Raw genomic sequence first — 25862 nt, 5'->3', positions numbered from 1 at the left:
ACCGGAAGACGGTTGACGGGTCAGTCGGCGTGGGTGGTGCGTGAGCTAGTGGCCGGTACCGATTTCCAGGTGCATGCCCGGAACCGAGTTGATGAGGTTGCGGGTGTACTCCTGCTGGGCGTTTTCGAAGATATCGTCGGCGGTGCCCTGTTCGACGGCCTGTCCCTTCTTCATGACCACCACGTCGTCGGCGGTCTGGCGGACCACCGCGAGGTCGTGGGTAATGAAGAGGTAGGACAGGCTGAGCTCCGACTGCAGCTCCGCGAGGAGCTGAATGATCTGGTTCTGCACCAGCACGTCGAGGGCGGAGACAGCCTCATCGAGGACGATGACCTCCGGGCGAAGAGCCAGCGCGCGGGCAATGGCGATACGCTGGCGCTGGCCGCCGGAAAGCTCGTTGGGGTAGCGGCGCATGGCGGAGCGAGGCATGGAGACCATGTCGAGAAGCTCGGCCACGCGGGCCTCGCGTTCCTTGCGCGAGCCCACCTTGTGCAGGGCCATAGGTTCTTCGATGCACTTATAAATCGAGTACATCGGATCCAGCGAACCATAGGGATTTTGGAAGACCACCTGCATTTTGCGACGGAGTTTGAAGAGCTCCTTCTTCGACAGCGTTGAGGTATCACGGCCTTCAAACTCGATGGTGCCGGAGGTCGGCTCCAAAAGACCCAACACCATGTTGGCCACCGTGGACTTGCCGGAACCGGACTCGCCCACCAGCGCCAGGGTGGTGCCGCGGCGGATGTCGAAGGAGACATCATCGACGGCCTTCAGCAGCTTCTTGCCGCCGCGCTGGCCGCGGATATCGAATTCCTTGGTGAGGTTACGCACCGAGATGACCGGGGCCTGAGCCGCGGAAGATGAACCTTCAGCGGAATCTGCAGCGGTGGAACCAGACTCGGAGGCGGCGCCGATCGCCTCACCTGACTTCAGCTCCTTGGCCTTCACACCAGCTTCCTTGGCCGCGCGGATGCGGGAGGAGGCGAGGGAGGGGGCGGCGTCGACAAGCCGGCGCGTGTAGGGGTGCTGCGGGGAGCGCAGAATCTCGCGTGAGGGGCCGGATTCCACGATGCGGCCGCGGTGCATCACGATGAGGTGCTCCGCGCGCTCGGCCGCCAGACCGAGGTCGTGGGTAATTAAGAGCACCGCGTTACCCAGCTCCTCGGTGAGGTGCTCTAGGTGATCCAGGATGGTTTTCTGCACCGTCACGTCGAGGGCGGAGGTGGGCTCGTCGGCGATGAGCAACTTCGGGCGTGCGGCCAGGCCAATCGCGATGAGCGCGCGCTGGCGCATACCACCAGAGAATTCGTGGGGGTACTGCTTGGCGCGCCGTTCGGCGTCGGGAAGCCCGGCTTCTTCCAGAAGCTCGACGACGCGTTCGTGGCGCTTGGAGCCTTCCACGACGTTGTTAGCTTTGAGGGATTCCTCAACCTGCGTGCCGATGCGCCACACCGGGTTGAGGTTGGACATCGGATCCTGCGGGACCAGTCCAATCTTGTCACCGCGCAGCGATTCGAATTGCTTGTTGTTGTAGTGAGTGATGTCCTCGCCCTCAAAGAGGATCTGGCCGCCGGTGACCTTGCCGGTGCCCGGCAGCAAGCCAAGGATGGACATCGCCGTGGTGGACTTACCCGAACCGGACTCGCCCACGATAGCCACGGACTGGCCCGGGTAAATGGACATGTTGACGCCACGCACTGCCTCAACCACACCGGTGGACGTAGTGAAGGAAATGTGGACGTCCTTCATTTCAAGAAGTGGGTTAGTCATTAACGCTTCCTCGCCTTCGGATCGAGTGCATCGCGGACGACGTCACCCATCATGATGAAGCTCAACACGGTCAGGCCCAAAGCACCCGCCGGGTAGAACAGGACTGCCGGAGCAACGCGTAGTGAAGCCTGCGCGTCAGAGATATCGCCGCCCCAGGACACGAACGTCGACGGCAAGCCAATGCCCAGGAAGGACAAGGTGGCCTCCGCGACGATGTAGGTGCCCAGCGCCACGGTGGCATAGGAGATGATGGGCGCGGCCGCGTTCGGCAGGATGTGGCTGAACAGGATGCGCCAGCTCGACGCGCCGATGGAGCGGGCGGATTGGACGAACTCCTCGTTCTTGATGGAGACCACCGCGCCGCGCGTGATGCGGGCGATGGAGACCCAGCCGAAGAGTCCGAGCACCAAGACCACCGTGACGATGGTGCGGTGCTCCTTGAACATCTGCATGACCACGATGGCGGCGAGCACCAGCGGGATGGCGAAGAAGATGTCGGTGATGCGGGACAGGACGGAGTCAATCCAGCCGCCGAAGAAGCCGGCGATGGCGCCGATCAAGGAGCCCAGCACCACGACGAGGATGGTGGTCAGGACGCCGACGGCAACCGACGCGCGCGCACCGTAGATCACGCGGGCGTAAATGTCGCAGCCCTGGCGGTTGAAGCCGAAGGGGTGGCCCGGCTCGGCGGGGGCGAGGGACTTGGACAGCTCGCACAGGCGCGGGTCGGTGCTCGTGAAAAGACCCGGTGCGATGGCTAGGAGGATGGCCACGAGGATCATCACGGCCGCGATCCAGAACAGTGGGCGGCGGCGCAGGTAGCGCCAGGCCTCGCCCCACTGGGAGGACGGGGCGGACTCGTCCTTGACGGCGTCGACGGCGCCGAGGCCCGTTTCATCGGTTTCCGAGACGAAGTGCTCTTGGCCCGGGTAGGGGGTGTTTTTCTCGAAATTAGGCATAGCGGATCCTCGGATCAAGTACGGCGTACAGGAGGTCAACGAGCAGGTTGGCGATGATGTAGATGATCACCAGCACCGTGGTGAAGGAGACAATCGTGGTTGGCTCACCGCGCAGGATGGCCTGGTACATCGTGCCGCCGACGCCGTTGATACCGAAGATGCCTTCGGTCACGATGGCGCCGGTCATGAGCGCGCCGATATCAGCACCGATGAAGGTGGCCACGGGAATCAGCGAGTTGCGCAGCACGTGGCGGAGGGTCACCGCGCCGTTGGACAGGCCCTTCGCGCGAGCGGTGCGCACGTAGTCGGCGCGCAGGTTCTCAGCCACGGACTGGCGGGTCAGGCGAATGACGTAGGCCAGGGAGAGCGCGCCGAGCACCATGGCCGGCATGAGGAGGGACTTCACGGTGGCGTTCGCTCCGACGGTGACCGGCAGGACACCCCACTTGATGCCCACGAGGTACTGGAAGACGAAGCCGATGACGAAGGACGGCACTGCGATGACGAGCAGGGAGATGACCAACACGGTGGAATCGAAGAAGCCACCGCGGCGCATGCCGGCGAGGACGCCGAAGAGGATGCCGAAGACGGATTCAAAGATGATGGCCATGACGGTGAGCTTCACCGTGACCGGGAAGGCGTTGGCCATCACTTGGGTTACGGGGACGCCGGAGAAGGTCGTGCCGAAGTCCAGCATGAAGATGCCCTTGATGTAGAGCAGATACTGAATGATGAACGGCTTGTCGAGGTTGTATTCCGCCTCGATGCGGGCGCGGGCAGCCTCGGTAAGGCCGCGGTCACCGCCAAGGGCTTCGACGGGGTCGCCGGGCATCAAGAAGACGAGCGCATAGATGAGCAGGGTGGCTCCGAAGAACACCGGGATCATCTGGAGCACTCGGCGCCCGATATAGCGCAGCATAGTGTGGTCCTTTACTCGTTGTGGGCAGGTGCTTGTCGACGCCTTCTTAGCAGGCGCCTACGTAGCTCATAAGAATTTTAGTGTGTGATCCAAGTCTGCGAGAAATCTATAGCGCGTTTCGAATCACACTTATGAGTGAAAACGTGGGGCGACCCCCGCTCCACGGTGGCTGCGGGGGTCGTGGGAAGTAGCGGAAGTGGCGTTACTTCTTGGTGATGTTGTAGTACACCGGCTGGGACTTCCAGGAGAACACGACGTTGTCGACGTTCTCGGAGTAGCCGCCGGTGGCGTTGGAGTACCACAGCGGGATGGCCGGCAGATCCTTGAACAGGACTTCCTGGGCCTCGGTGTACTTCTTGTTGGCCTCTTCCTCGGAGGAGGAGGTCAGGGCTTCGTCGAGAAGCTTGTCAAACTCCGGGTTGCTGTAGTCGCCGTCGTTAGAAGAGCCGTCGGTCTTGTACAGCGGGGTAAGGAAGTTGGCCTGGCTCGGGTAGTCTGCCTGCCAGCCGGTGCGGAAGGCTGACTTGATGGTGCGGTTGGTCACCTCATCGCGCAGGGACTTGAAGTCCGGGTACGGGGCGCCGACTGCCTCGATGCCGAGGGTGTTCTTGATGGAGTTGGTGGTTGCATCCACCCAGCTCTTGTGGCCGCCGTCGGAGTTGTAGGCAATCTCCAGGGTCGGGTTATCCCATTTGTTGATCTTGTCAGCCTCGGCCCACAGCTTCTTGGCCTTCTCCGGGTCATACTTCAGGACCTCGTTGCCCTTGATGTCCTCGGAGTAGCCCGGCATAACCGGGGAGGTGAAGTCCTTGGCCGGGGTACGGGTGCCCTTGAAGATGGTGTCCGTGATCTCCTCGCGGTTGATGGCGTAGGAGATGGCTTGGCGACGCAGCACGCCTTCCTCGCCGGAGTAGTGCTCGAGGTTCTCGCCCAAGGTGAAGGACTGGAAGATGGCGGTCGGCTGGTTCACGGCACGGTCGCCGAGGTCGGCCTCGTAGACATCGAAAGCGGAGTCCGGGACGGCGTCGAGGACGTCCAGGTTGCCTGCCAGCAGGTCGGCGTAGGCCGCGTCCTGACCTGCGTAGAAGACGAACTTGATGCCGTCATTCTGCGGGGTCTGGCCGCCCTTGTACTCCTCATTCGGGACGACGGTGGCGTCCTGGTTGTGGTTCCACTCGGTCAGCTTGTACGGACCGTTACCAATCGGGTTCTGGCCGAAGGCGTCCATGTCCTCCAGGGCGGACTCGTGCAGCGGGTAGAACGCGGAGTAACCCAGCTGCGCCGGGAAGTCCTGCTCAGGGCTGTTCAGGGCGATGGTAAAGGTGTGGTCGTCGACGACCTTGAGGCCCTCCATCTCCTTGACGCCTTCCTTGAAGCCCTTGATGTTGGCAAAGAAGGAAGCGTTGAGCTGGTCATTGGCCACGGCGTAGTTCCAGGCGTCCACGAAGTTCTTCGCGGTGACCGGGGAGCCGTCGGAGAACTTGGACTCCTTGAGTTTGACGGTGAACTCAGTGTTGTCCTCATTTGGCTCGATGGATTCAGCCAGCTCGTTCTGGGCTTCGCCATCGCCGTCGTAGTAGACCAGGCCGGCGTAGATGGAATCGACAATGCGTCCGCCGCCGACCTCGTTGGTGTTGGCCGGGATGAGCGGGTTCTGCGGCTCGGAGCCGTTGACGGTGACGATGCCATCGCCGGAGCCGGAAGCAGAGTCTGAACCGGAGTTGTCGCCACCACAAGCCGCGAGGGTGAGCGGCAGGGTAGCGACAGAGAGAGCAGCGAGCGTCTTCTTGAGCGTCATGTGGGTCTTAGACCTCCGTGGTGCGAAAGATGTAGAAAACCTGTGGTGTTGGTTTGATATGAAGCTACCGCGTGGCGCGTCTCATATACAAGGAATTGAAAAATATGTCCTGTGATAAAAGCTATAGTGCGGTAGGTATTCTTTCTTAACCTGCGGTTTTGTCAACGAATTAAAAAGTCCCCATCCCCCTGAGAGGGGTGGGGCACGGAGGGCGGTGAATGTTACCTATCTCGCAGCCAGTGAACGATGGTCTGAGTAAAACCATGCGGGTTCTCAAGATAGGGCAGGTTCTTGGACTCGGGGATAGTGGTGGCGGTGAAACCCGCACGGCAGCGCCGCGCCGCCCGCCGCGCAACTGGCCGCCAGAGCATCTGATCTGCGTGGATAAACAGGGTGGGGCAAGAAACTGTGAGTTCGAGCCAACTGAGCGGAACGACGGCGGTGCGCAGTCGGTGATTCCAGATGATTCCGCGGCGGACGTTTCCGATGTGCGAGGAAGCCACGCGCAGGCGCAGCGCCTCCTCCCGCTCGGCGCCGCTGAAGGAGCCGAGGGCGTCGAGATCCATCTCCCGGAGGTACGTGGACTCTCTCAGCAGAAGGCTCGGGGCGCCAATCTTTCCCAGGCGGCACAATGCCGCGCGCAGGAGCACCCATCCGAAATCCCAGGGGCGTGCGGCGATGGCGCGGCGGAGATCAGCTGGGTGTGCCGCCGAAACAGATACCAGCCCGCGTACCCGCTCGGGCCGCTCGGTAGCCAGCGCCCACGCCACCGCACCACCGGTATCCGCGCCCACCAGGTAGGCGTCGTCGTGGCCTAATGCGCGGATGGCACCGCTGACATCGCCAACCGCCACGCGGATATCCTGGCCGGGTTCGAGCGGTGGTTTATCGGACATACCAAAACCGCGCATGTCGAGGGCGGCGACGTGGAAGCCTGCGGCGGCAAGCGGGGCAATGACATTCCGGAAGTCGAACCACCCGCCGAAAGAACCATGGAGCAACAGCACCAGCGGGTCGTCCGGGTTGCCGGCGGTAGCCGCGTGGAGGCGGATGCCGCGCGTGTGCAGGAACTCGTGCTCAAAGGGGCCGTCAAGCTCCACTACGGAGGGCGGTAGGGGATTCATGGGCGGGCCTTTCATGGGAAGGGTGCACAGACGAAATCCGCCCCGAACGCATGTGCTCGGAGCGGGAGAGTTAAAAGGACCTTAAAGGTTTAGGTGTAGAGGCCACGCTCGATGGACTTTTCAGCCTTACCCGGAACCAGCTTCTTGAGTTCCTTCGTGGACTCGATGGTCTTCTCCGGGGCCTTGACCTGCTTGACCTGCTTGAAACCGATAAAGGCCACGACGGCGGCGATGACCACCATGAGCAGGAAGACAATCAGGAAGGCTGCCCAGCGGTCGAGCCACTTGGACAGCAGCTCCGCCAGGAAGAAGAAAAAGAAGAAGGAGCTATACAGCGCCACGGTACCGGCAACGCCGAACATGCCCGCGCCGATGCCACCCTTCTTTGCGGAAGCGGCGAGCTCGGTCTTAGCCAACTCGACCTCGGAGCGAACCAGTTGGGACATCTGTTCGGTGGCGTTGGATACGAGCTGGCCGATGGATGCTTCGCCGCGGCGGGAGGTATCTGCATCGCTCAAGGGAATGCCGTCTACCTTCGGGGCGAACTTGTTGGACCCGTCAGTGAATAGTCCGTCGTTGCTCACGGTTAAAAACTCCTACTGTTTTGTCGCAATCTATATCGGCCATAGTAATGAACTTTCCAGAGTTCATGTGGTGCGGCCCGCAAAGTGGGTACGGCGTTATTGTAATGGGTATGCCGCATTCTGACCCGCTGACCCCGCTGATGGCCCTATCTGGGGTGGAGGATAAAGCCGGTTCTGCCGCCGCAGCGATTGCGCGCGTGCACCGCCGCCCCGCGGGCTTGCGCAAGTTTGACGTTATTTCTTCCGAGTCGCTGTTGCGCGGTGCGCGGGCGGCCGCGGCGATCGACGGCGCGCCGCTTGAGGCTGACGGTATCCCGCCCGCAGTCAGCGCTTATTCCCTCCTTGCTCCCGAAAAACAGGCGGCTACGGTGCGCACCTTCGCGCGGGCCCCGCTGCAGGTCTTGGCCAGCATTGATGTTGCGGCGGGCGGCGTGGGTCATCCCGATCAGAACCCAGCGGTGGCGCAGGTGCTGGCACAGCTCATCACGCGCGGAGCCGGCGTGGATTTCGACCGTTTATTGCCGGTGGTGCTGCACGCGGAGATTGCTGCGCGCTCGCTGTTCGGTGCGCGCAGCACCGCCGTGGCGCTCGTCGCCGCTCGCACTGCCGCTATCCATACGGGCTTCGATCCGCGGGGATTCGCCGTGCCTGAGACCTACCTCAACCGTCATCGCGCGGACTACCGCGCGGCACTGGACACCTACGACAAGGATCCGGCCGCACTTATCACGCTGCTTTTCGACGCCTGGGAGGCCGGCGCCCGCGAAGCCGACGGCATCGCGCAAGCGGCCTAATCGCGCAGCTGCTGCCGTGCAAATAAAATCCCGCCGACCACTAAGGCTGCGATGCCGGCCACGACCGCCGAGCCGATACCGAATTCGCGTGCGTTGGGTGCGGTGAAGAGCGGAACGGGGTGTTTAAACGTGCGAATTTCCCAGTTGTGGGCGATGGCGTGCTTCTTCAACAGGCGGTCCGGGTTCACGGCAACGGGGTGGCCTACTTGTTCCAGCATCGGGATGTCTGTGGCGGAATCGGAGTAGGCAAAGGACGCGTCGGGGTCGACGTTGAGCTCCTGGGCAATGCGTGCCAAGGCTTCGGCCTTGGCCGCGCCCTTGCAATAAAACAGGATTTCCCCGGTGAACTGGCCATCCTTCTCGGCGAGCTCGGTGGCCACGACGTGCTCGATGCCCAGCTCTTGCGCGATGGGCTCGACCAGCACGCTTGCCGACGCCGAGATGATCACCACTTCGTGGCCGGCGGCGCGGTGGGCGTCGATAAGCGCGCGTGCCTCCGCATAAATGGCAGGGGTGACCACTGTGTGCATGGTCTCCACCGCGATGTCGTGGACCTCCTGAACGGACCAACCGGCGGCCATGGCGGCGAGCTGATCACGGGTGGTGTCCATGTGCTCGCTGCTGTGGCCGGCGAGCATATAACTGGCCTTGGCTAAAGACAGCTGTAGTGCTTCCGCATGGGTGATGAGACCGTTGTGCATGAATTCGCGGCCGAAGGCATATGTCGAGGATGTGGCAATGATCGTTTTGTCCAAGTCGAAGAACGCGGCCGCGCGGGTGGCGCCGTCAGTGGGGAAAGGGGTACCGGTCATCGAGGAAGGCCTGCCGTCATTGTGCGAGTTACCCTGCTCATCGTAGCCTCTTAGCAGGAAGAATCGGGAGTGCGCAAACATATTGTCAGAAAACTCAAGGAATGTTGGATTTCGCTGTTGTCATCTCTTGGTTCGCGTGCCATAATGTCATGTGCAAGGCCCCGATATACAGTGCGGCCTGCCCCGGCGCACCCCCCGATGCCGGGTTACCGATGGCCCGCGCACACCCCCCCGAGGCGCGGGCCATCACCTTTTTCTTTTAAGCCAACATGCCCCCAGTCCCAGTGTTGCCGTGGCATTCAGATATGTGACTAAGGTCGTTGCACTCGTAGAGCTGGCACTCTGGAATTATCCTTGATCCACGTCGCGGCTTCGGGATCAATGAATTTCGCTACCATGTGGATGGCGTTATCAACAGAGTCAAGATGTGCGATTTCACCAGGGATATTGTGTTGTTGGACGATTGATTCGTGGTGAGAGCACCTGTTTCTCATTTTGTAAATAATGACTACAAGTTCTTCGAATTGCTGTCTGTCGTCGGGTTTTACCTTCAATGCCTTTTCTATCTGCGGCCAGATGCTCGCCTGATAGTGGCTACTTAAGAGGAAGCGCCAGAAATCAAAACTGAGTTCAGCGATGATTTTTCCTGGTGGTGCTTTCCTCCGTCCGGCTCTCTTCATTGCTTTGTGGATGCTCTTGGCTGCTTCACTGCTGAAATTTATTCGATGGTTGTCAAACCACCGTTCGTCGTATCTGCGCGTTAGGGCGGTGTGGATGCAATTGCGGAGGAGCACTTCGAGATGCTCAATGTCGGCGAGATAGGTCTTTGTAAGGTGAGTATTCCAAAGGTATAGCGCTTCTGGAGTTGGATGGGCAGCGTAACGGCTCATACGCGCAGATGAAAACCGCTGAGATAGTGGTAGTAGGGCGGATTCTGGATTATTCATTATGGATATGCTAGTTTTTCTGTTGAAAGCCTCGGAACGATCCCTGCACTACAAAAGTAGGAGTAAATCGCCGGGGTTATTGATGTTTTTGGCTTTCCCTAAGCCTAAGCCCGTTGTATGGCTTGTGAGTTTTTCTTAGGACACGAGGTGGCGGGTTCCCTGTGAATTGTAGGCTTTAAACCCCGTTAAATTTGTTTAAACGTCATCAAAACCGGCGTATATAGATGAAAACTGCGGAGTTATCCACAGGCGGCTAGGAAGCCCTAGCGCGTGGTAGGTGTGCTCGCGCATGCTTCGGGCATGAGCACGTTTCACCTAGTTATCGCAGTCGGGGATGCCGCACTGCGAGCAGAAGCAGCTTCCGCGGCTGCTGCCAGTACTGCGGAAGTGAGCACCGTCGAGGATCCGCGGGACTTTTCCCGCCACCTGCCGAAGGCGGATGCTGTCTTAGCTGATTCGCTGACGGCCCGTCTCGTGGCGGGGCATCCGCGTGTGTATTTCCTGGCGCTGGATCCGGGGCCGATTGATTATGAGGCCGCACTCTGTTGCCGCGCGACTGCCGCATTCATCGTTCCTGCCCAATCAAAAGAGCTCCTGGGCGCATTAGCTGCGGACGCCACTCCGGAGACCACCGTGTCCACCGGTTTAACCTTGGCGGTGACTGGTACTGCTGGGGGTTTAGGTGTCTCGACGGTGGCGGTGGCGTTGGCCCGCGAGGCAGGCGCAGATCTCCTTGTTGACGCGAGCCCTTATTCCGGTGGCCTCGACTTGCTGACCGGCATTGAGAACAAACCGGGGGCGCGGTGGCCGGATCTCGCCGCAGGGACCGGTTCGGTTGATGCAGCAGACCTTGTGCGCGCCTTGCCCACCACCCCGGATGGCATCGCGGTTCTTTCCGCGGCGAGGTCCGCCAACGCGGAGGTGGCCCAGATGACCGCGACCCGGCGCGCGGCGATTATGCAAGCAGCGTGTTTATATCCAGGGACCGTCGTGGTGGACTGCCCACCGTGGGATATCCCTGATGCTGCGGATCACGTGGTGCTGCTTACCGCTGCTGAGGTACGGGCGGCCGCCGCCTGCGCGCAGCTGGTGGCAGAGCTTCGTGCCCGGGCGCAGGAGTGCTCCGTCGTCGTGCGCAATCGCCAGTGGGCTGGCCTGGATGTCGGCGACATCGCCAAGGTGACCCACACAGACCCCATTGCTGAATTGCCGACCATCCGTGGTTTGACCCGCACGGTGGAAACTAGTGGGATGCCGCGCCAATTGCCCCGGGCACTTGCGCGTGCTGCGCGCCAGATTTGGAAGGCCGTGGCATGAACCTGATCGATACGATGCGCACCATCGTGGCCTCCGAGCCGCAGCTGGCCCACGATGCACCGGCTTTGGCGCGGCGCATTCGTCAAGAAGCCGGCGTCATCAGTGACGTTGATGTGCTCGACCTTCTGCAGCGCTTGCGCCACGATTCCGTGGGCTTGGGATTATTGGAACCGGTCCTGTCGCTGCCGGGGCTAACCGATATCGTTGTCAACGGCCCCGATGCCTGCTTTGTTGATTGCGGGCAGGGCCTGCAGCCGCGTGATATCGGCTTTGCCGATGATGCTGAGGTCCGCCAGCTTGCTACCCGGCTGGCGGCGGTGGCGGGTGTGCGGCTGGATGATGCGCAACCTTTTGCCGATGGGCGCCTGACCCGCCCCGATGGCACGAGAATCCGACTTCATGCGCTGCTTGCGCCTCCTTCGGCAAGTGGAACCTGCATTAGCCTCCGCGTGCTGCGTCAGGCACAAACCAGCCTGGAGGAGTTAATAGCCAATGGCAGCATTGATTCCAGCCTGGAACATGTTTTGCGGGCCGTAGTTGAGCGTCGGGCATCCTTCCTGGTTACGGGAGGAACGGGCTCAGGCAAGACGACGCTGCTCGCTGCCTTGCTGGGGTGCGTGCCCGTAACCGAGCGCTTGCTCATCATCGAGGACACCTCGGAGCTTTCCCCGAATCACCCGCACGTGGTGACTTTGGTATCGCGCCGGGCCAACGCAGAAGGACGCGGCGAGATCTCCATGTCGCTCCTGCTCCGCCAAGCGCTGCGCATGCGCCCAGACCGCATCGTGGTCGGTGAAATCCGCGGTGCGGAGGTGGTGGAACTGCTTGCCGCGCTCAACACTGGGCACGATGGTGGGGCCGGCACCGTGCACGCCAACTCTGTTGATGAAGTACCCGCTCGCATGGAGGCCCTCGCCGCGCTGGGCGGGCTCGACCGCGTTGCGCTGCACTCGCAGCTGGCGGCCGCCGTGCACGTGGTCCTCGGGATGGAACGCACGCCGCAGGGGCGGCGTCTCGCGCACCTCGGCGTGTTGGAGGGAAACCCGGTTACACCTCAGCTGGTGTGGACGGCCGAAGACGGCCCGCTTCCCGGGTTTGCGCAGCTGTGTTCGCGGCTGGGGGTGGAACCATGATGTGGCTATTCCTCGCGGCAGCGTGTTTGCTCTCGCAGCCTGCTTCGGTGACGCGGCTGGAATCGCCGAAGCCTCGCTCGCTGGCGCCCGGGACTGTTTTCCTCGGGGTCGGGTGCTGTGTCTTCTTCGGCAGGCCCACTGTCGTGGTGGCGGTGGGCTGCATCGTCGTCTGTGCGCTGTGGTTTGCCAATGATCTGGCAGCAGCCCGACGCGAGCGTCATAGCGCGGAGGCGCTCGCCTCCTACTTCGGTTCGGTCGCCGCTGAGCTAAGAGCAGGATCGACAACGGCGGGCGCACTGCGTCGGGGTGCAGATGCCCTTCCTGACTCCACCCCGGAGAATCTCCGCACCGCGTTGAGCACGGCAGCGGGTCTCGCAGCACAAGGGGGCTCACCCGCGGTCGCCCTCACGGCACCGGAGGTTGCGCGCTATGCAGCGCTGCTCACGCTCTCGGGACGCCATGGCGTGGCGTTGGCGAGTCTCATTGAGCAGGCGCAAAGCCAGCTGGATACCGCGCGCCGCCATGCCGGTGAGACCGCCGCCTCCTTACAAGGGCCACAGGCCACCGCGGTTATCCTGGCGTGCCTGCCATTGGCAGGCATCCTTATGGGTGGGGCGATGGGTGCGGATTCCTTGGGGTTCTTGCTCGGCGGTGGCCTTGGGGGCGTGCTTCTCGACGTCGGCGTGGCCCTCGTCTGCACCGGATTCGCCTGGTCGCGCCTCATACTGCGGAAGGCGGCGCAGTGATGGTCTTGACCTATATCTCCGCTGCATTCATGGCTGCGGCACTCGCTGTTACCGTTTCCGCACCGTCCGGGCGGATCGCGCAGTCGGGCTCGCGCACGCCGCGCCCGAAGACGCCGCGCGATGGTCCAGCGGCGGACTATAGTCCGCTCGATGCCGCCAGCGACTTGGAGCTCTTCGCCGCGTGCCTGGAGGCCGGTCTCTCCACGCGCAGTGCCGTGCTAGCTGTCGCTGAAGCCTCGCCGCAGTGGTCAGAGGCAGCGGCGCTTATCGGGGTGGGGGTTCCCATGGGTACCGCGTGGTCGGCGCTGGCCGGTCAGCCGCATTTGGAAGAGCTGGTGCGGCTTACGCAGCTGTCTGGCGAATCGGGCGCAGCCATGGCAACTGGGTGCCACCGGTTGGTGGCGCAGCTGCGTGCCGAAGCTTCGGCACAAGCTACCGCGCGGGCGGAGCGCGCTGGTGTGTTCATCGCAGCACCGCTGGCAGTGTGCTTCCTTCCCGCTTTCCTGGTCCTTGGGTTGATACCTGTCCTCATCAGCTTGGGCCAGCAACTTTTCTAAGTCAGAACAATCAACCATTTTCAGAACGCACAACCGACACAAACACAGGAAAAGAAAGCTAGGTACATCATGCAGAAAAAGGTAAACTACCAGTCACTATTAGGAAATGATGATGGTATGTCCACGATTGAATATGCCATGGGTTCGCTCGCGGCTGCAGCGCTTGCCACGGTGCTCTATGCCGTGGTCAATGGCGGCGAAGTTACCAGCGCCATTACGTCCATCATCACCGACGCCCTGTCCAACTCTCCAGGCTAATGCGCGCGCTGGATGACGCCGGCTCCGTCACCATCGAGGCGGCTCTGTCGCTGTCCGCGCTCGTCATCGTCGCCGCGGGAATCGTGGGTGCCATCGCCACGCTGTCGGCCCACCTCGCTGCCGTTGACGCCGCGGGAGCTGCGGCTCGCTCCGCTGCCATCGGCGTGGACTTTCAGCGCGAAGGAGTGACGGTCACCGTGAGCGAAGGCTCCGGCCTTATGACCGCTGAGGCTGCCGTGCCCGCACCCCTGGGAACCATGCGTGCGCAGGCGGTGTTTCCCGCGGAGATGGCAGCCGGTGGGGCCGCAGGGGCGCAGCCATGAGGTGTCGTCAGCGCAGCTGGGCGCAGATCCTGGCGGGGGAGGAGGGCTATGCCACCGTCGTCACCGCCGGGATCATCGCCGCAGTGACATCGCTGCTCTTGGCAGTCGCGGCGGTCGGATCAGCGGTGGTGGCGCGGCACGAAGCGCAGGTGGCGGCAAACCTCGCTGCTATATCGGGGGCGTGGGAGGTGGCCAAAGGCAGGGACGCCTGCACGAAGGCCACAGAGATTGCCGCACTCAACGGTGCGGAGCTCGACTCCTGTGACGTCGATGGGCGCGACGTGGAGGTTACTACCCAGCTCCGCGGGCGCAGCGCCATCGCGCGAGCTGGTCCGGTCTAAGAGGTCATGGTCACCAGTGCGCCGAGGAGAGCTATAGCGCCTGCCTTGTCCAGAGGGTTATTGCCGTTGCCGCACTTGGGGGATTGCACGCATGACGGGCAACCGGACTCGCAGGGGCAGGAGCGCACCGCCTCGAAGGTGGCTTTGATCCACTCGGGGAAACGGCGGAATCCTTCCTCGGCGAAGCCGGCGCCGCCGGGGTGGCCGTCGTAGACGAAGACCGTGGGCAAGCCCGTATCGGCGTGCTGGGCAGTGGACACGCCGCCAATATCCCAGCGGTCGCAGGTGGCTATGAGCGGCAGCAGCCCAATGGCGGCGTGTTCGGCCGCATGGAGGGTGCCCGGGGTGCGCCCGGCGGTGACTCCCATCGCTGCGAGTGCCAGCGGATCGATGGTGTAGGCCACCGCCCGGGTCACCAGGCGCTGCTCCGGCAAATCGAGGGGGATGTCCTCGCCCACAGAGCCATCGGGAAGCCGAACCTGGTAGCCGGTGACCTTGTCGGTCACCTCGACCTCCAGGCTGGCCACCCACAGGCCCGGGGCGTAGTTCACCAAGTCATCGGCTTCGCGCAGGATTCGGATATCCGTCGTGGATTTTGGCTGCGTGGTGTAGTCCGGCGTCTTCGGCACGGCGAGGGCCACTCCTGGTTCAGCGGGTGCTGAGCCATCGGCGCTGCCTAGGTGAAGCTCCTCGATCACGAAACTTTCACCGCGATGCAGGTACACCGCACCGGGATGTACCTGGCTCACCGCGCGTGCGGAATCGATGGTGCCCAGGAGCCGGCCGTCGGAAGCATCCACAATCATGACTTCCTCGCCCGAGCCGCCGCGCAGCGAGACGGCCGTGTGTGCGGTCTCCGGTGTGAGCTCGCTGGAGCCAGCAGGCAGGGGAGCGGCGAACCAACCCTGCGGGCGCCGGCGCAGCAAGCCCCGCTGGGCTAGGTCGTGGACTACGGCCTCGGCGTGGAAGGCGGCCACGTCGGCGTCGCTGAGCGGTTTTCTACCGCCGCGCAGTAGACGTGCCCGGCCAGGATATAGGGGTTGGAGGGGTTGAACACGCTGGCCTCCACCGGCCGGCCTAAAAGTGCTTCCGGGTGGTGAACCAGGTAGGTGTCCATCGGTTCATCGCGGGCCACCAGGACCACCAGCGAACCCTGCCCGCGGCGGCCCGCGCGCCCGGCCTGCTGCCAAAAGCTAGCGACGGTACCCGGGAATCCGGCGGTGACCACGGCATCCAGCCCGCCGACGTCGATTCCCAGCTCCAAAGCCGAGGTAGTGGCCACGCCGAGCAGGGAACCATCATCCAGCGCCTGTTCCAGCGCGCGGCGGTCCTCGGCCAAATACCCCGCGCGGTAGGCCGCAATTCGGCGCGCGAAATCCGGCCGCCCCAGCCTTCCGGAGAGCTCCTCCGCTGTCCGCAGCGCCGTGGTTTCCGCCGCGCGTCGTGAGCGCACAAAGGTCAATGTCCGCGCACCTTGTGCTACCAGCGCGGCCATCATCCAGGCCGCTTCCGTCGTAGCGGCGCGGCGCACCGGGGCACCGTTCTGGCCTTCGATGCCCTCCATGAAGCCCGGCTCCCACAGCGCGACCGTCCGTGCACCCGTCGGTGCGCCGTCCTCGGCCACCGCGAGCACCTCGCGTCCCGTTAGCCGCGCGGCATGCCGGGCGGGATCCCGCATGGTCGCCGACGCCGCAATGATGACAGGGCGCGAGCCATAGTGTTCGCACAGCCGCAGCAAACGCCGCACCACGAGCGCCACGTTGGCGCCAAAGACGCCGCGGTAGGCATGCGCCTCATCGATGACGATGAACTTCAAGTGCCGCAGCACGCGCGTCCACCGCTGGTGCGCGCCCAGCAGAGAAGAATGAATCATGTCCGGGTTGGAGAAGATAAACCGCGCCTGATCTCGGATACCGGCACGGGCTTCGGTGGGGGTATCACCGTCGTAGGGGGCGGGGTGGACGTCGTGAAGCGCAGCGATGCCCTGCGTGAGCTCGAGCACCGTGCGCAGCTGGTCCGAACCCAGCGCCTTCGTCGGCGTGATGTAGAGCGCGCACGCGGTCGGGTCCTGCGCCAGACGGGACAGAATGGGCAAACGGTAACCCAGGGACTTTCCGGAACTCGTGCCGGTGGAGACCACCACATCACGCCCCTCCCACGCCGCCTGTGCCACGGCGACCTGGTGGGCATAGAGCTTGGCGACGCCCTGCTCCTCCAACGCTTCCCGCAACTTCGGTAGGACCCACTCGGGCCACTCGGCGTAGCTTGCTGGCTGGGCGGGCAGGGTGGTGGAGTGCGTTAGCTCGGACTCGGGGAAACGCTCAACAAGGTGCTCGACGAGCTCCTCACCCAGAGGGTTCTCACTCACGCTTGCCTCCACTAATCTGCTGTAGGTGCCCAAACGTGGCACACTAGTGCACTAGTTTGCACTACTTTATTTCCGCAAAGGACAACTCATCATGGCATACGGTACCGTCAAGTTCTTCAACGCCGAAAAAGGCTACGGCTTCATTGAGCAGGAGGACGGCTCCGGCGACATCTTCGTGCACTACACCGAAATCCAAGGAACCGGCTTCCGTACCCTCGAAGATAACCAGCGCGTCTCCTTTGAGATTGGGGAAGACACTAAAGGTCAGCAGGCCACCAACGTCGAGGTGGTTTAGGGGGATTCGGCGTAGCCGCGCCGGGTATCCCACCATTCCAGCAGCTTATTCTGCCCCTTTTGCAGGCCGAAGCCGATGATGACGGCGGCGATGATGGAAATGAGCATGGCTATCGCGGGTGAGCCGGAGAAGGCCACGCCGCCGAGGTAGCCAATGGCTAGCGCCTGCGCCACCCACAACAGAACACCGAAGGTGTCGAAGAAGAAAAACAACGGCCAGGGGTAGCGCATGGAGCCCAGCAGAATCGTCATAAACAGGCGGGCCGAGGGGATGAAGCGCGCGATGATGATGGCCGCGCCGCCGCTGCGCCGAATATTACGCTTGACCCACGTTAAGGCGTCATAAGCCTTCGTTCCCTTTTGGGCTCTATTAATAAGGGCGATGAGCCGCGTTCCCAGGAGGAAGCACAAGTTATCCCCCAAAATTGCGGCAACCATGGCGACGAAAAACATGGTGGGAAGATGGGGAAAACCTTGGGAGCCAGACCAGGCGCCCACCATGTTGAGGGGAACCTCCGAAGGCAAAACGGGGAAGAAGCAGTCGAGGAAAATCAGTGAACCCACCAGCGGATAAATCCACTGTGTGGCCATGATGACCTCGAACCATGCAGTAATAGACGCAATCACGCTGTCTCCCAGTTGTGTGCTGTGAGGCGAATCCTCGGACGGCCAGTATAGACCCCCGGTTGTGTGGACGTGAACTGGCCTGAATAACTAGAGTAAGCCTCTATCTGTGTACTCTAGGGGCAATTGCCCAGCAGAGGACTAGCCATCGGAAGGGATGAAGTCGAAGTGGCAGAAGCTACCGGCCCGGGGAAGACCCTGGTCATCGTCGAGTCAGCAACCAAGGCGAAGAAGATTCAGCCTTACCTCGGCGATAAGTACATTGTTGAGGCCTCCGTCGGCCACATCCGGGACCTTCCCCGCGGCGCCGCCGACGTCCCCGCCAAATATAAGAAGGAATCCTGGGCGCGCCTCGGTGTTAACCCGGAGGATAACTTCACCCCGCTGTACGTCATCAGCCAGGACAAGAAGAAGAAGGTCGCTGACCTCAAGGCCAAGCTGAAGCAGTGCGACCAGCTCTACCTCGCAACAGACCCCGACCGCGAGGGCGAGGCCATTGCCTGGCACCTGCTGGAAGTACTCAAGCCCAAGGTGCCGGTGCGCCGAATGGTCTTCAACGAGATCACCAAGTCCGCCATCCTGGAGGCCGCGGAAAACACCCGTGAACTCGATGAAAACCTCATCGACGCCCAGGAAACCCGCCGCATCCTGGACCGCCTCTACGGCTACGAGGTCTCCCCGGTGCTGTGGAAGAAGGTCATGCCGCGCCTATCGGCTGGCCGCGTGCAGTCGGTAGCTACCCGCGTCATCGTCGAGCGCGAGCGCGAGCGCATGGCATTCATCCCCGCCGAGTACTGGGATCTCACGGCAACGCTGAAATCCACGCCGGATTTCGATGCGCGCCTGAGTGCCCTCGATGGCAAGCGCGTGGCCGCGGGCCGCGACTTCAACGATAGGGGTCAGCTGAAGAGCGACGAGGTGGTCGTCGTCAAGCAGGCCCAGGCGGAGCAGCTGGCCAGCGCGCTGGAGGGCTCCACCATGACCGTGGCTAGTGTCGAGCACAAGCCTTATTCGCGCAAGCCTTCCGCGCCGTTTATGACGTCGACGCTGCAGCAGGAGGCCGGCCGGCGCCTGCACTACACCTCGGAGCGCACGATGCGCATTGCGCAGCGCCTCTACGAGAACGGTCACATCACCTATATGCGTACCGACTCGACCTCCCTGTCCAAGCAGGGCCTGGATGCTGCGCGTGAGGCTGCCTCCTCCATCTTCGGCGCGGAGTTCGTGGCCGACGGACCGCGTACCTATGACCGCAAGGTGAAGAACTCCCAGGAAGCCCACGAGGCCATCCGCCCCGCCGGCGAGCGTTTTGCCACCCCGGGCCAGCTAGCCGGGCAGCTCGACGCCGAGGAATACAAGCTCTACGAGCTAATCTGGAAACGCACCGTGGCCTCCCAGATGGCCGATGCCAAGGGAACCTCGATGAAGGTGACCGCAGCTGTCAACGCCGGCGGCCACGACGCTGACTTCTCCGCAACCGGCCGCACGATTACCTTCCCGGGCTTCCTCAAGGCCTACGAGGACGTCGCGGCGAAGGACTCGAAGGGAGAGTCCCGCCTGCCGCACCTCAATGAGGGCGACACGCTGAAGACCGCTGCGGTTACTGCCGACGGCCACTCCACCAACCCGCCGGCGCGCTATACCGAGGCCAGCTTGGTCAAGAAGATGGAAGATTTGGGCATTGGGCGCCCGTCGACGTACGCCTCCATCATCAAGACCATCCAGGACCGCGGCTACGTGCTCTCCCGCGGCAACGCGCTGGTGCCCTCGTGGGTTGCCTTCGCGGTCGTTGGCCTGTTGGAGAATAACTTCACTGAGCTGGTGGATTATGACTTCACCTCCTCCATGGAGGACGAACTCGATGCGATTGCCGCCGGTTCGGAGAACGGCACGGATTGGCTGAATAACTTCTACTTCGGAAACACGGAGGCCGGCGAGCGCAAGGCCGCGTCCATCGCGCGCCACGGCGGCCTGAAGTCCTTGGTGGACATCAACCTGGAGGCCATCGATGCCCGCCAGGTCAACTCCCTGCGCCTCTACACGGACGCGGAGGGCCGCGATGTCTTCGTGCGCGTGGGCCGCTACGGTCCGTATATCGAACGCGCCGTGGGCACCAACGAGGACGGTACGGTGGAGTACCAACGCGCCAACCTCTCGGAGACGGTCACCCCGGATGAGCTCAACGAGGCCTTGGCGGAGAAGCTTTTTGCCACCCCGCAGGGCGGGCGCGAGCTGGGCCAGAACCCGGAGAACGGACGCACCATCGTGGCCAAGGAGGGTCGTTTCGGCCCCTACGTGACCGAGCAGGTGCGTGACGACGAGCGCGAGAAGGCCGAGGCCGAAGCCGAGGAGATCGTCAAGGAAGAGCGCGCCGCCGAGGACGCCCAGCGCGCGGCCGCGGGCAAGCGCGCGAAGAACTGGGAGACCAAGACTGCGGCGAAGCAGAAGGAAAAGCGTATTGCTGAGTACGTCGAGGAGAAGCTGAAGCCGGGCACGGCCTCGCTCTTTGCTTCGATGGAGCCGTCCAGCGTCACCTTGGAGGAAGCACTCAAGTTGCTGAGCCTGCCGCGTGAGGTGGGCGTGGACCCCTCGGATGGCGAGGTCATCACCGCGCAGAACGGCCGCTATGGCCCCTACCTGAAGAAGGGCAAGGATTCCCGTTCCTTGGCCAAGGAGGAGCAGATCTTCTCCATCACTTTGGACGAGGCGCGCCGCATCTACGCGGAGCCGAAGCGCCGTGGACGTGCGGCCGCACAGCCGCCGATTAAGCAGCTGGGTGACAACGACGTCTCCGGCAAGCCGATGACGGTCAAGGATGGCCGCTTTGGCCCGTACGTTACCGACGGCACGACGAATGCCTCGCTGCGCCGTGGTGACGATCCGGAGCAGCTTACCGACGCCCGCGCGAACGAGCTCCTCTCCGAGCGCCGCGCCAAGGACGCCGCGAACGGTGGGGCGAAGAAGTCGACGAAGAAGAGCACTAAGAAGTCAACCAAGAAATCGACGAAGAAGGCTACGAAGAAGTCGAGCAAAAAGGCCACGAAGAAGCCTTCACCGGGCACGAAGAACGTGGTCAAGGCCGGATCGCGCAGGAAATAGATAGGCCATGCTCACGCTGGAGAATTTCGCGCGCGACATGCTGGACCGTACCCAGGAAGGCACCGAGGCTCTCCTGCGCGCGGTGGGCCCGGCCTTTGCTGGCCGCGATCATTTCACCCTCGGCGCGCTCGCCGCGGGGGAGACTGCCGTCTGGTCACGCCTGTTTAACTGGCGCGCGCTCGGCACGGTCACTACCGCCGCTGTACCCGTGCTGTTGGCCCTGCGCCCAGACTGCGCACTGGAGACCCGTGTGGGGCTCGTCGCCGCTTCGCTTGGCCAGGCCGCCAAGCGCGGCGCACCAACGACGTTCGGCGTGACGTGTGTCAGCGTGCAATACGCTGCCTTCGCGTGGGCGCTGCGCGGTGCGCGCAACGATGCACTGGGTTGGGGCCTGCGCGCTGGCGCGTGGGCCGCGGGCCTTGCGCTAGCCCGCACCCGAAGTGAGCGCCTCGCCACGGCTGTGGCCGGAATCCCGGCGGCCGCGCTCTCCGCGCTAGCCGGTGACCCAGCCCTGCGTGCTGCCGAATCTACGCAGGGCCTGAGCCACGGCGCTAACCTGCTTCTGGCCTCTGAGGCGCTGACGGTCCTGAACCCGGCTGAGCAGCGCCAGGATGCAGGCCTGCGTGGCCGAGTCCTGGATGCGGCGCAGTCGGCGGCCCAGACGGTAGGCCTGGTGCTGCTGGTGGATGGGCTGGCGCGGAAGGGCCGCGGTTAGGCGCAGCACCTAATTCCGGGCGCATCGTCTTGCCATAGGACAAGCGGCGGTGCACCCACTCGAAGGGGCCGGGCTTGCCTGCGGCCTCGAGCGCGCAGGCTATGAGAAGCGTTGCCAGCCACACGCCGGCGGCCAACGCTGCCTGGCCCGCGGCGCTGAACTCGGGGCCAATGTTGAGGGTGAAGGGGTAGACCAGCGCCAGGAAGAACACGGACTGCAGCACGTAGCCGGTCATGGAGCGCTTACCGAGCGCGATGAGTGGCCACAGGAACCACGGGCGCGCACCACGGCGCTGCAAGGGTTCCAGGGCAAGTGTCGCCGCCGCCACGATGCCCGGCCCGGTGAGCATGCCGATGCAGCTATTTGCTGCGTTAAGGGGTTCCGCCAGTGCTGGGTCCAGCACCCCAATCGTCGACAAGCCCCAGGGCAGCCCGAGGAAAAGGATGATCGCTAAGGTCACCAGGGTCCACGCCCACAGCTCGCGCCGATGACCCCCGGCCAGGGTGCCGCGGCGCGCCCACACGAAGCCCACGAACATAACCGGCAGGACCATAGCACCCGTTAGGGGGATGGACATCAGTTGGGCGCCGACCATGATGGCCTGCTCACCCAGCAGCTCCCAATAGGACTCCGCGGGGCTAAAGCCGTTGAAATCGAAATCTGAAGTATCGATGAACGCGGTCCCAATACCCATCCCAATGCCCGTCGCAACCAGCAGTGCACAGAGTCCGTAGGCAATGCGCATGAGGAGCTTGTCGGTGAAAGAAAGCAGCAGCGCGATGAGCATGCCCATCGCGCCATAGAGGATCATGATGTCGCCGGAAAAGAGAAAGAGGCAGTGCAAGACGCCGAACAGGGCGAGAAAGCCATAGCGTTTTGCCAGCACGGCCTGTGCGCGGAGAAGCGGGAAGCTGCGCCGCCATAAGCTCATTGCGATAAGTCCCACGCCGAAACCTAAGAGCGTGGAGAACATCGGCAGGCCGCGCACGTGGACGAACATGGCGGCAAAGACCACATAAATTTTGTCTGCGAGGGAGTCGACGCCGCCGAAATAAGCATCGGGGCCATCGCCGTCGTTCATAATCCACGCAGTGCAAATGTTCGCTAGGGCAATGCCCAGCAGGGCCATGCCGCGGGCGACGTCGGGGACGAGGAGGCGAGGACTAGAGGTCTGGCGTGGCGGATGGGGCCGATGTGGCTGTTGGGGCATGGGCCCGAAACTACCAGAATCACAAAGACTTATTTATCCGAGGGCGCGCTCCGCCAGCGTCGGGCGGATAGGGCGCGCCAGTTGCGTCATGCGGCGACGCCCGCGCAGCTCGATAGATTTCATGAGCGTCCAGCGCGCTTGCTCGGCCTCGTTAGCGCCGCGCAGAGTGGCGGAGTTGGTGAGCACTTGGCCGGGCGTGTCCTTGGCCAGCTCGGTAAGGCGTGCGGCCTCATTGACGGCATCACCAATAACGGTGTACTCAAAACGGTCCGCACCACCAATGTGGCCGGCCACCACGTGGCCCGCGGCCACGCCGATGCCTGCCTGCAGTCGCAGCCCGCGCAGTTCCTGGCGCAGGTCGCGGGCGGCCTGCAGGGCCATGGAATTTGCATCGTAGACCGTCAATGGGGCACCGAACACGGCTAGAGCAGCATCACCCTGGAACTTGTTGATGATGCCCTTATTGCGGTGCACCACCTCAACGACGTGTTCGAAGAACTTGTTGAGCTCCTCCACGACCTCCTCCGGGGTGTGGTTGACAGCGAAGGTGGTGGAGCCGATGACGTCGATAAATAGCACTGCCACCTTGCGGTCCTCGCCGCCTAGCTCCGGGCGCTCCTCCAAGGCGCGCTGTGCCACCTCAGTGCCGACATAGCGGCCGAAGATATCGCGCACGCGCTGGCGCTCACGCAGGCCGCGCATCATCTCGTTGAAGCCGGCCTGCAAAACCCCGAGCTCGGAGCCGTCGTAGATATCCACCTGGACGTCGTTCTCGCCGCGGCGCACGCGGTTGATGGCGTCTTGCAGCTCCAGGATGGGGTCCACCACACTCATCATGGCGAACATGGTGCCGATAAGCCCCGTGCCTAGAGCTGTGATGCTCAGAGCGATGATGGCGGGAATGATATCGGCGGTATCGGCCGTGAACACACCCATCTTCTGGCCGAGGTGCACCAAGACGATGCCGATGAGCGGGATGCCGGAGGTCATGAGCCACGTGGAAAGCAGCCGGTACCTAATTGGCGGCTCCAGGGTGGAATCCTCAAAGCGTCGGGCCACGGCTTCCGCCGCCACGGGGCGTACGAGACGCTCCGCTTGTAGGTAGGTCAACAACACGATGAGGCCGCCGGCCAGCGTGGCAGACACACCGACGACGATGGCCAGCCGCGCTGAATGCTGGCCTGCCAGCACCACCGCCAAGATGATGCCCAGCAGCCAGACACCCGCGGCCACGCCAGATTGGTAGAGCGGGATGCGCAGGACCAAGTTGCGCACCATATTGGGATCATGGTCATCGGGACTGCGCTGCCAGTCCAATACTGGCCGGAACAATCGCAGCGTCACCGCGATACCGATGATGACGGCGAAGGTCACGAACAACGTGCCATAGGTCCACAGGTGGGGCGTGTGGGCGATGAAGTCGGAGATCTCCGGCATGGGGAGAAAGAAGACCACGAACGTCATGATCGCAATGGCACCAATGATGTTGGAGCCAAGGACGAGCGCGGCGTACATCGGCCATTGAGTACCCCATAACCAGCGGGCGCCACGCATCAGTCTATTCATGGTTAATCACTTTAGTTATCCCAGTAGGCTAGGGCGAGTGAATACATCAAGCGTTGCAGAAAGGCTTGCCGACGCCCCCTCCGTCGCCCACACCATCCTCAGTGCTGCCCGCGCGGCACGCGGTGAAGGTGACCCGCGGGCAATGAGCCATTCCTGGCTCTTTACCGGGCCGCCAGGTGCCGGCCGTTCGCTGGCCGCGCAGTGTTTTGCCGCGGCGCTCATGTGCACTTCTGCTGACGAGGACGGCAACCCCGGATGTGGGCGCTGCCTGTCATGCCAGAGTGTGCTCGACAAGCAAGAGCACACCGACCTGGTCTACGTGGACCCGCAGGAACAATTCATCACCGTCGGCGAGGCCCGTGACGTCATCGGGCGCGCGGCCAGCCTGCCGAGCGTGGCGCCGTGGCGCGTGGTGATCTTCAACAAAGCTGACCGCCTGCGCAATGAGGCCGCCAACGCATTGTTGAAGACCGTAGAGGAACCCCCGGAGCGCACCGTCATCATCATGGTGGCGCCCTCGGAGGACCCGGAGGACTTCTCGGTCACGCTGCGCTCGCGCTGCCGCCACCTTTATATCCCGGCGCCGAGCGTGGAGGGCGTGGTCAAGCAGCTCGTCGCCGAGGGGGCTAGTGAAGATGACGCCCGCCTGGCCGCCATGACCACCCTGCGCCACGTGGGGCGCGCGCGGCACCTGGTCAACGAGCCCGCCGCGCAGAAGCGCCGCGCCATGGCCATCAACCTGGCCGAGGATATCTTCCATGGCTCCCAGGCCTTTCAATCCGTCACCGCGCTGCTCAAGTTCATTGAGAAGGAAGCCAAGGATTCCCACGCGGCGGCGGAGGAGGCGGAGCGCTCCAAGATTGAGCAATCCTTCGGCGTCGGTGCCAAGGGCAAGGGCGCGACGAAGGCGCAGCGCGACGCCCGCAGCGCCCTCAAGGACCTGGAGGATCTCCACAAGAAGCGCGCTAAGCGACGCATCGCCGACGGCCTCGATATCGCCCTTGTAGACCTCGCCGGCATCTACCGCGATGCCCTCATGCTTAAAGTCGGCGCGGAGGTGGAGATGACCCACCCGGACTTCGCGGGCCTAGCCGGTGAACTGGCACAGCGCGTGAGCGAGGATGGCCTGTTGGCCGCCCAGTCTGCTATCCGCACCTGCCGCGAGCAGCTGCCGCAGAACGTCACCCCGCAGGTGGCTTTCGACGGCATGGTGGGCCGCCTGCGCCTGGCCTGCGGTGCGCGCTAACCTGCACGTGTGCTGCGCGGGCACTGCAGGTGGTAGCCCGATTTCTTTCTCAGCCCCGGCCTAGGCTAAACTCTCACGCGGTGCATATACACACGGCACCGTGCCGCCTTAGCTCAGTCGGTAGAGCATCTCACTCGTAATGAGAAGGTCGCGAGTTCGATTCTCGCAGGCGGCTCCACCTAGACCCCCGGTTATCACCCACTCTGTGTGGCCGGGGGTTAGTCATTTCTTGTTGACACGCAGCTTCCTGTCTAAAGAACAGGTCATGCCGCCGGTAGTTCTAATCCCGTGGGCTAAAGAGAATTAACGAAAAATCGAGTCGTTGAGGGCGCACCTCATGAATGTCTACAAACGGCTA

At 63.1% G+C, this 25862-nt stretch carries 22 protein-coding genes, 1 tRNA gene and 1 pseudogene; 12 read left to right on the top strand and 12 right to left on the bottom strand.

What is annotated here, in order from left to right; all coding sequences use genetic code 11:
* Positions 1-45: 45 nt before the first annotated feature.
* The 6 genes from ABZS45_RS09490 to ABZS45_RS09465 form a co-directional block, all read right to left on the bottom strand.
* Complete coding sequence (locus ABZS45_RS09490; protein ID WP_412099608.1) at positions 46-1770, bottom strand: dipeptide ABC transporter ATP-binding protein; 1725 nt, start codon at positions 1768-1770, stop codon at positions 46-48.
* The gene (locus tag ABZS45_RS09485) at positions 1770-2729 is read right to left on the bottom strand and encodes an ABC transporter permease (protein WP_070531771.1); all 960 of its coding nucleotides are present in this window, start codon (positions 2727-2729) and stop codon (positions 1770-1772) included. Before ABZS45_RS09485 ends, ABZS45_RS09490 begins: the two co-directional genes overlap by 1 nt.
* A complete protein-coding gene (locus ABZS45_RS09480) occupies positions 2722-3648 on the bottom strand; it encodes an ABC transporter permease (protein ID WP_070524085.1) in 927 nt (308 codons plus the stop codon). Before ABZS45_RS09480 ends, ABZS45_RS09485 begins: the two co-directional genes overlap by 8 nt.
* 202 nt (positions 3649-3850) lie before the next feature.
* Positions 3851-5446: a peptide ABC transporter substrate-binding protein gene (locus ABZS45_RS09475; protein ID WP_070531768.1), complete on the bottom strand. Its 1596-nt coding sequence runs from the start codon at positions 5444-5446 to the stop codon at positions 3851-3853.
* Positions 5447-5667: 221 nt separating this feature from the next.
* Positions 5668-6570, bottom strand: a complete 903-nt coding sequence (locus ABZS45_RS09470) for an alpha/beta fold hydrolase (RefSeq protein ID WP_070531765.1) — start codon at positions 6568-6570, stop codon at positions 5668-5670.
* Positions 6571-6659: 89 nt separating this feature from the next.
* Positions 6660-7154, bottom strand: a complete 495-nt coding sequence (locus tag ABZS45_RS09465; RefSeq protein WP_070531763.1) for a phage holin family protein — start codon at positions 7152-7154, stop codon at positions 6660-6662.
* Positions 7155-7258: 104 nt separating this feature from the next.
* Here ABZS45_RS09465 and ABZS45_RS09460 point away from each other — a divergent pair, with 104 nt between their 5' ends.
* Positions 7259-7948 carry an oxidoreductase gene (locus ABZS45_RS09460; protein ID WP_101736682.1) on the top strand — a complete coding sequence of 230 codons (690 nt, stop codon included), beginning with the start codon at positions 7259-7261 and terminating at the stop codon, positions 7946-7948.
* On the opposite strand, the gene ABZS45_RS09455 is transcribed toward ABZS45_RS09460, so the two are convergent.
* Positions 7945-8760, bottom strand: coding sequence for an HAD family hydrolase (locus ABZS45_RS09455; protein ID WP_412101163.1), 816 nt, complete (start codon positions 8758-8760; stop codon positions 7945-7947). The genes ABZS45_RS09460 and ABZS45_RS09455 overlap by 4 nt on opposite strands.
* A gap of 311 nt (positions 8761-9071) precedes the next feature.
* Positions 9072-9707, bottom strand: a complete 636-nt coding sequence (locus ABZS45_RS09450) for an Abi family protein (protein WP_412099607.1) — start codon at positions 9705-9707, stop codon at positions 9072-9074.
* Positions 9708-10007: 300 nt separating this feature from the next.
* Here ABZS45_RS09450 and ssd point away from each other — a divergent pair, with 300 nt between their 5' ends.
* The 7 genes from ssd (at position 10008) to ABZS45_RS09415 (ending at position 14382) form a co-directional block, all read left to right on the top strand.
* Positions 10008-11024, top strand: a complete 1017-nt coding sequence (gene ssd / locus ABZS45_RS09445; RefSeq protein WP_412099606.1) for a septum site-determining protein Ssd — start codon at positions 10008-10010, stop codon at positions 11022-11024.
* A complete protein-coding gene (locus ABZS45_RS09440; protein ID WP_412099605.1) occupies positions 11021-12157 on the top strand; it encodes a TadA family conjugal transfer-associated ATPase in 1137 nt (378 codons plus the stop codon). Before ssd ends, ABZS45_RS09440 begins: the two co-directional genes overlap by 4 nt.
* On the top strand, positions 12154-12903 hold the full coding sequence (locus tag ABZS45_RS09435) for a type II secretion system F family protein (RefSeq protein WP_412099604.1): 750 nt from the start codon (positions 12154-12156) through the stop codon (positions 12901-12903). Before ABZS45_RS09440 ends, ABZS45_RS09435 begins: the two co-directional genes overlap by 4 nt.
* Positions 12903-13460, top strand: a complete 558-nt coding sequence (locus ABZS45_RS09430) for a type II secretion system F family protein (protein WP_412099603.1) — start codon at positions 12903-12905, stop codon at positions 13458-13460. Before ABZS45_RS09435 ends, ABZS45_RS09430 begins: the two co-directional genes overlap by 1 nt.
* Positions 13461-13529: 69 nt before the next feature.
* Positions 13530-13718, top strand: a complete 189-nt coding sequence (locus tag ABZS45_RS09425) for a DUF4244 domain-containing protein (protein WP_412099601.1) — start codon at positions 13530-13532, stop codon at positions 13716-13718.
* Positions 13718-14041: a hypothetical protein gene (locus ABZS45_RS09420; protein WP_412099600.1), complete on the top strand. Its 324-nt coding sequence runs from the start codon at positions 13718-13720 to the stop codon at positions 14039-14041. The genes ABZS45_RS09425 and ABZS45_RS09420 overlap by 1 nt, the downstream gene beginning before the upstream one ends.
* Complete coding sequence (locus ABZS45_RS09415) at positions 14038-14382, top strand: Rv3654c family TadE-like protein (protein ID WP_412099599.1); 345 nt, start codon at positions 14038-14040, stop codon at positions 14380-14382. The genes ABZS45_RS09420 and ABZS45_RS09415 overlap by 4 nt, the downstream gene beginning before the upstream one ends.
* Here the strand turns inward: ABZS45_RS09415 and ABZS45_RS09410 are convergent.
* Positions 14379-16750, bottom strand: a pseudogene (locus ABZS45_RS09410) (DEAD/DEAH box helicase). The gene ABZS45_RS09415 and the pseudogene ABZS45_RS09410 sit on opposite strands and share 4 nt — an antisense overlap.
* Before the next feature lie 91 nt (positions 16751-16841).
* Here ABZS45_RS09410 and ABZS45_RS09405 point away from each other — a divergent pair.
* The gene (locus tag ABZS45_RS09405; RefSeq protein WP_070516379.1) at positions 16842-17045 is read left to right on the top strand and encodes a cold-shock protein; all 204 of its coding nucleotides are present in this window, start codon (positions 16842-16844) and stop codon (positions 17043-17045) included.
* Here the strand turns inward: ABZS45_RS09405 and ABZS45_RS09400 are convergent.
* Positions 17042-17635, bottom strand: a complete 594-nt coding sequence (locus ABZS45_RS09400; RefSeq protein WP_154761934.1) for a DedA family protein — start codon at positions 17633-17635, stop codon at positions 17042-17044. The two genes, ABZS45_RS09405 and ABZS45_RS09400, sit on opposite strands and share 4 nt — an antisense overlap.
* Before the next feature lie 201 nt (positions 17636-17836).
* Here ABZS45_RS09400 and topA point away from each other — a divergent pair, with 201 nt between their 5' ends.
* Positions 17837-20767 carry a type I DNA topoisomerase gene (topA, locus tag ABZS45_RS09395; RefSeq protein WP_412099598.1) on the top strand — a complete coding sequence of 977 codons (2931 nt, stop codon included), beginning with the start codon at positions 17837-17839 and terminating at the stop codon, positions 20765-20767.
* Between the two features lie 551 nt (positions 20768-21318).
* Here the strand turns inward: topA and ABZS45_RS09390 are convergent.
* Together ABZS45_RS09390 and ABZS45_RS09385 are read right to left on the bottom strand one after the other, a co-directional pair.
* Positions 21319-22692 (bottom strand): DUF418 domain-containing protein, encoded by a 1374-nt coding sequence (locus ABZS45_RS09390; RefSeq protein ID WP_412099597.1) that lies wholly within the window; start codon positions 22690-22692, stop codon positions 21319-21321.
* 33 nt (positions 22693-22725) lie between these two features.
* Positions 22726-24258, bottom strand: a complete 1533-nt coding sequence (locus tag ABZS45_RS09385) for an adenylate/guanylate cyclase domain-containing protein (protein WP_412099596.1) — start codon at positions 24256-24258, stop codon at positions 22726-22728.
* On the opposite strand from ABZS45_RS09385, the gene ABZS45_RS09380 reads away from it, so the two are divergent.
* A complete protein-coding gene (locus ABZS45_RS09380) occupies positions 24257-25504 on the top strand; it encodes a DNA polymerase III subunit delta' (RefSeq protein ID WP_412099595.1) in 1248 nt (415 codons plus the stop codon). The genes ABZS45_RS09385 and ABZS45_RS09380 overlap by 2 nt on opposite strands.
* A gap of 102 nt (positions 25505-25606) precedes the next feature.
* Positions 25607-25682: transfer RNA gene (locus tag ABZS45_RS09375), tRNA-Thr, on the top strand.
* Positions 25683-25862: the final 180 nt, after the last annotated feature.

The sequence above is a fragment of the Corynebacterium aurimucosum genome (assembly GCF_046895345.1).
GTDB lineage: Bacteria > Actinomycetota > Actinomycetes > Mycobacteriales > Mycobacteriaceae > Corynebacterium > Corynebacterium aurimucosum_G.
This window is presented reverse-complemented; position numbering and strand designations above follow the sequence as displayed.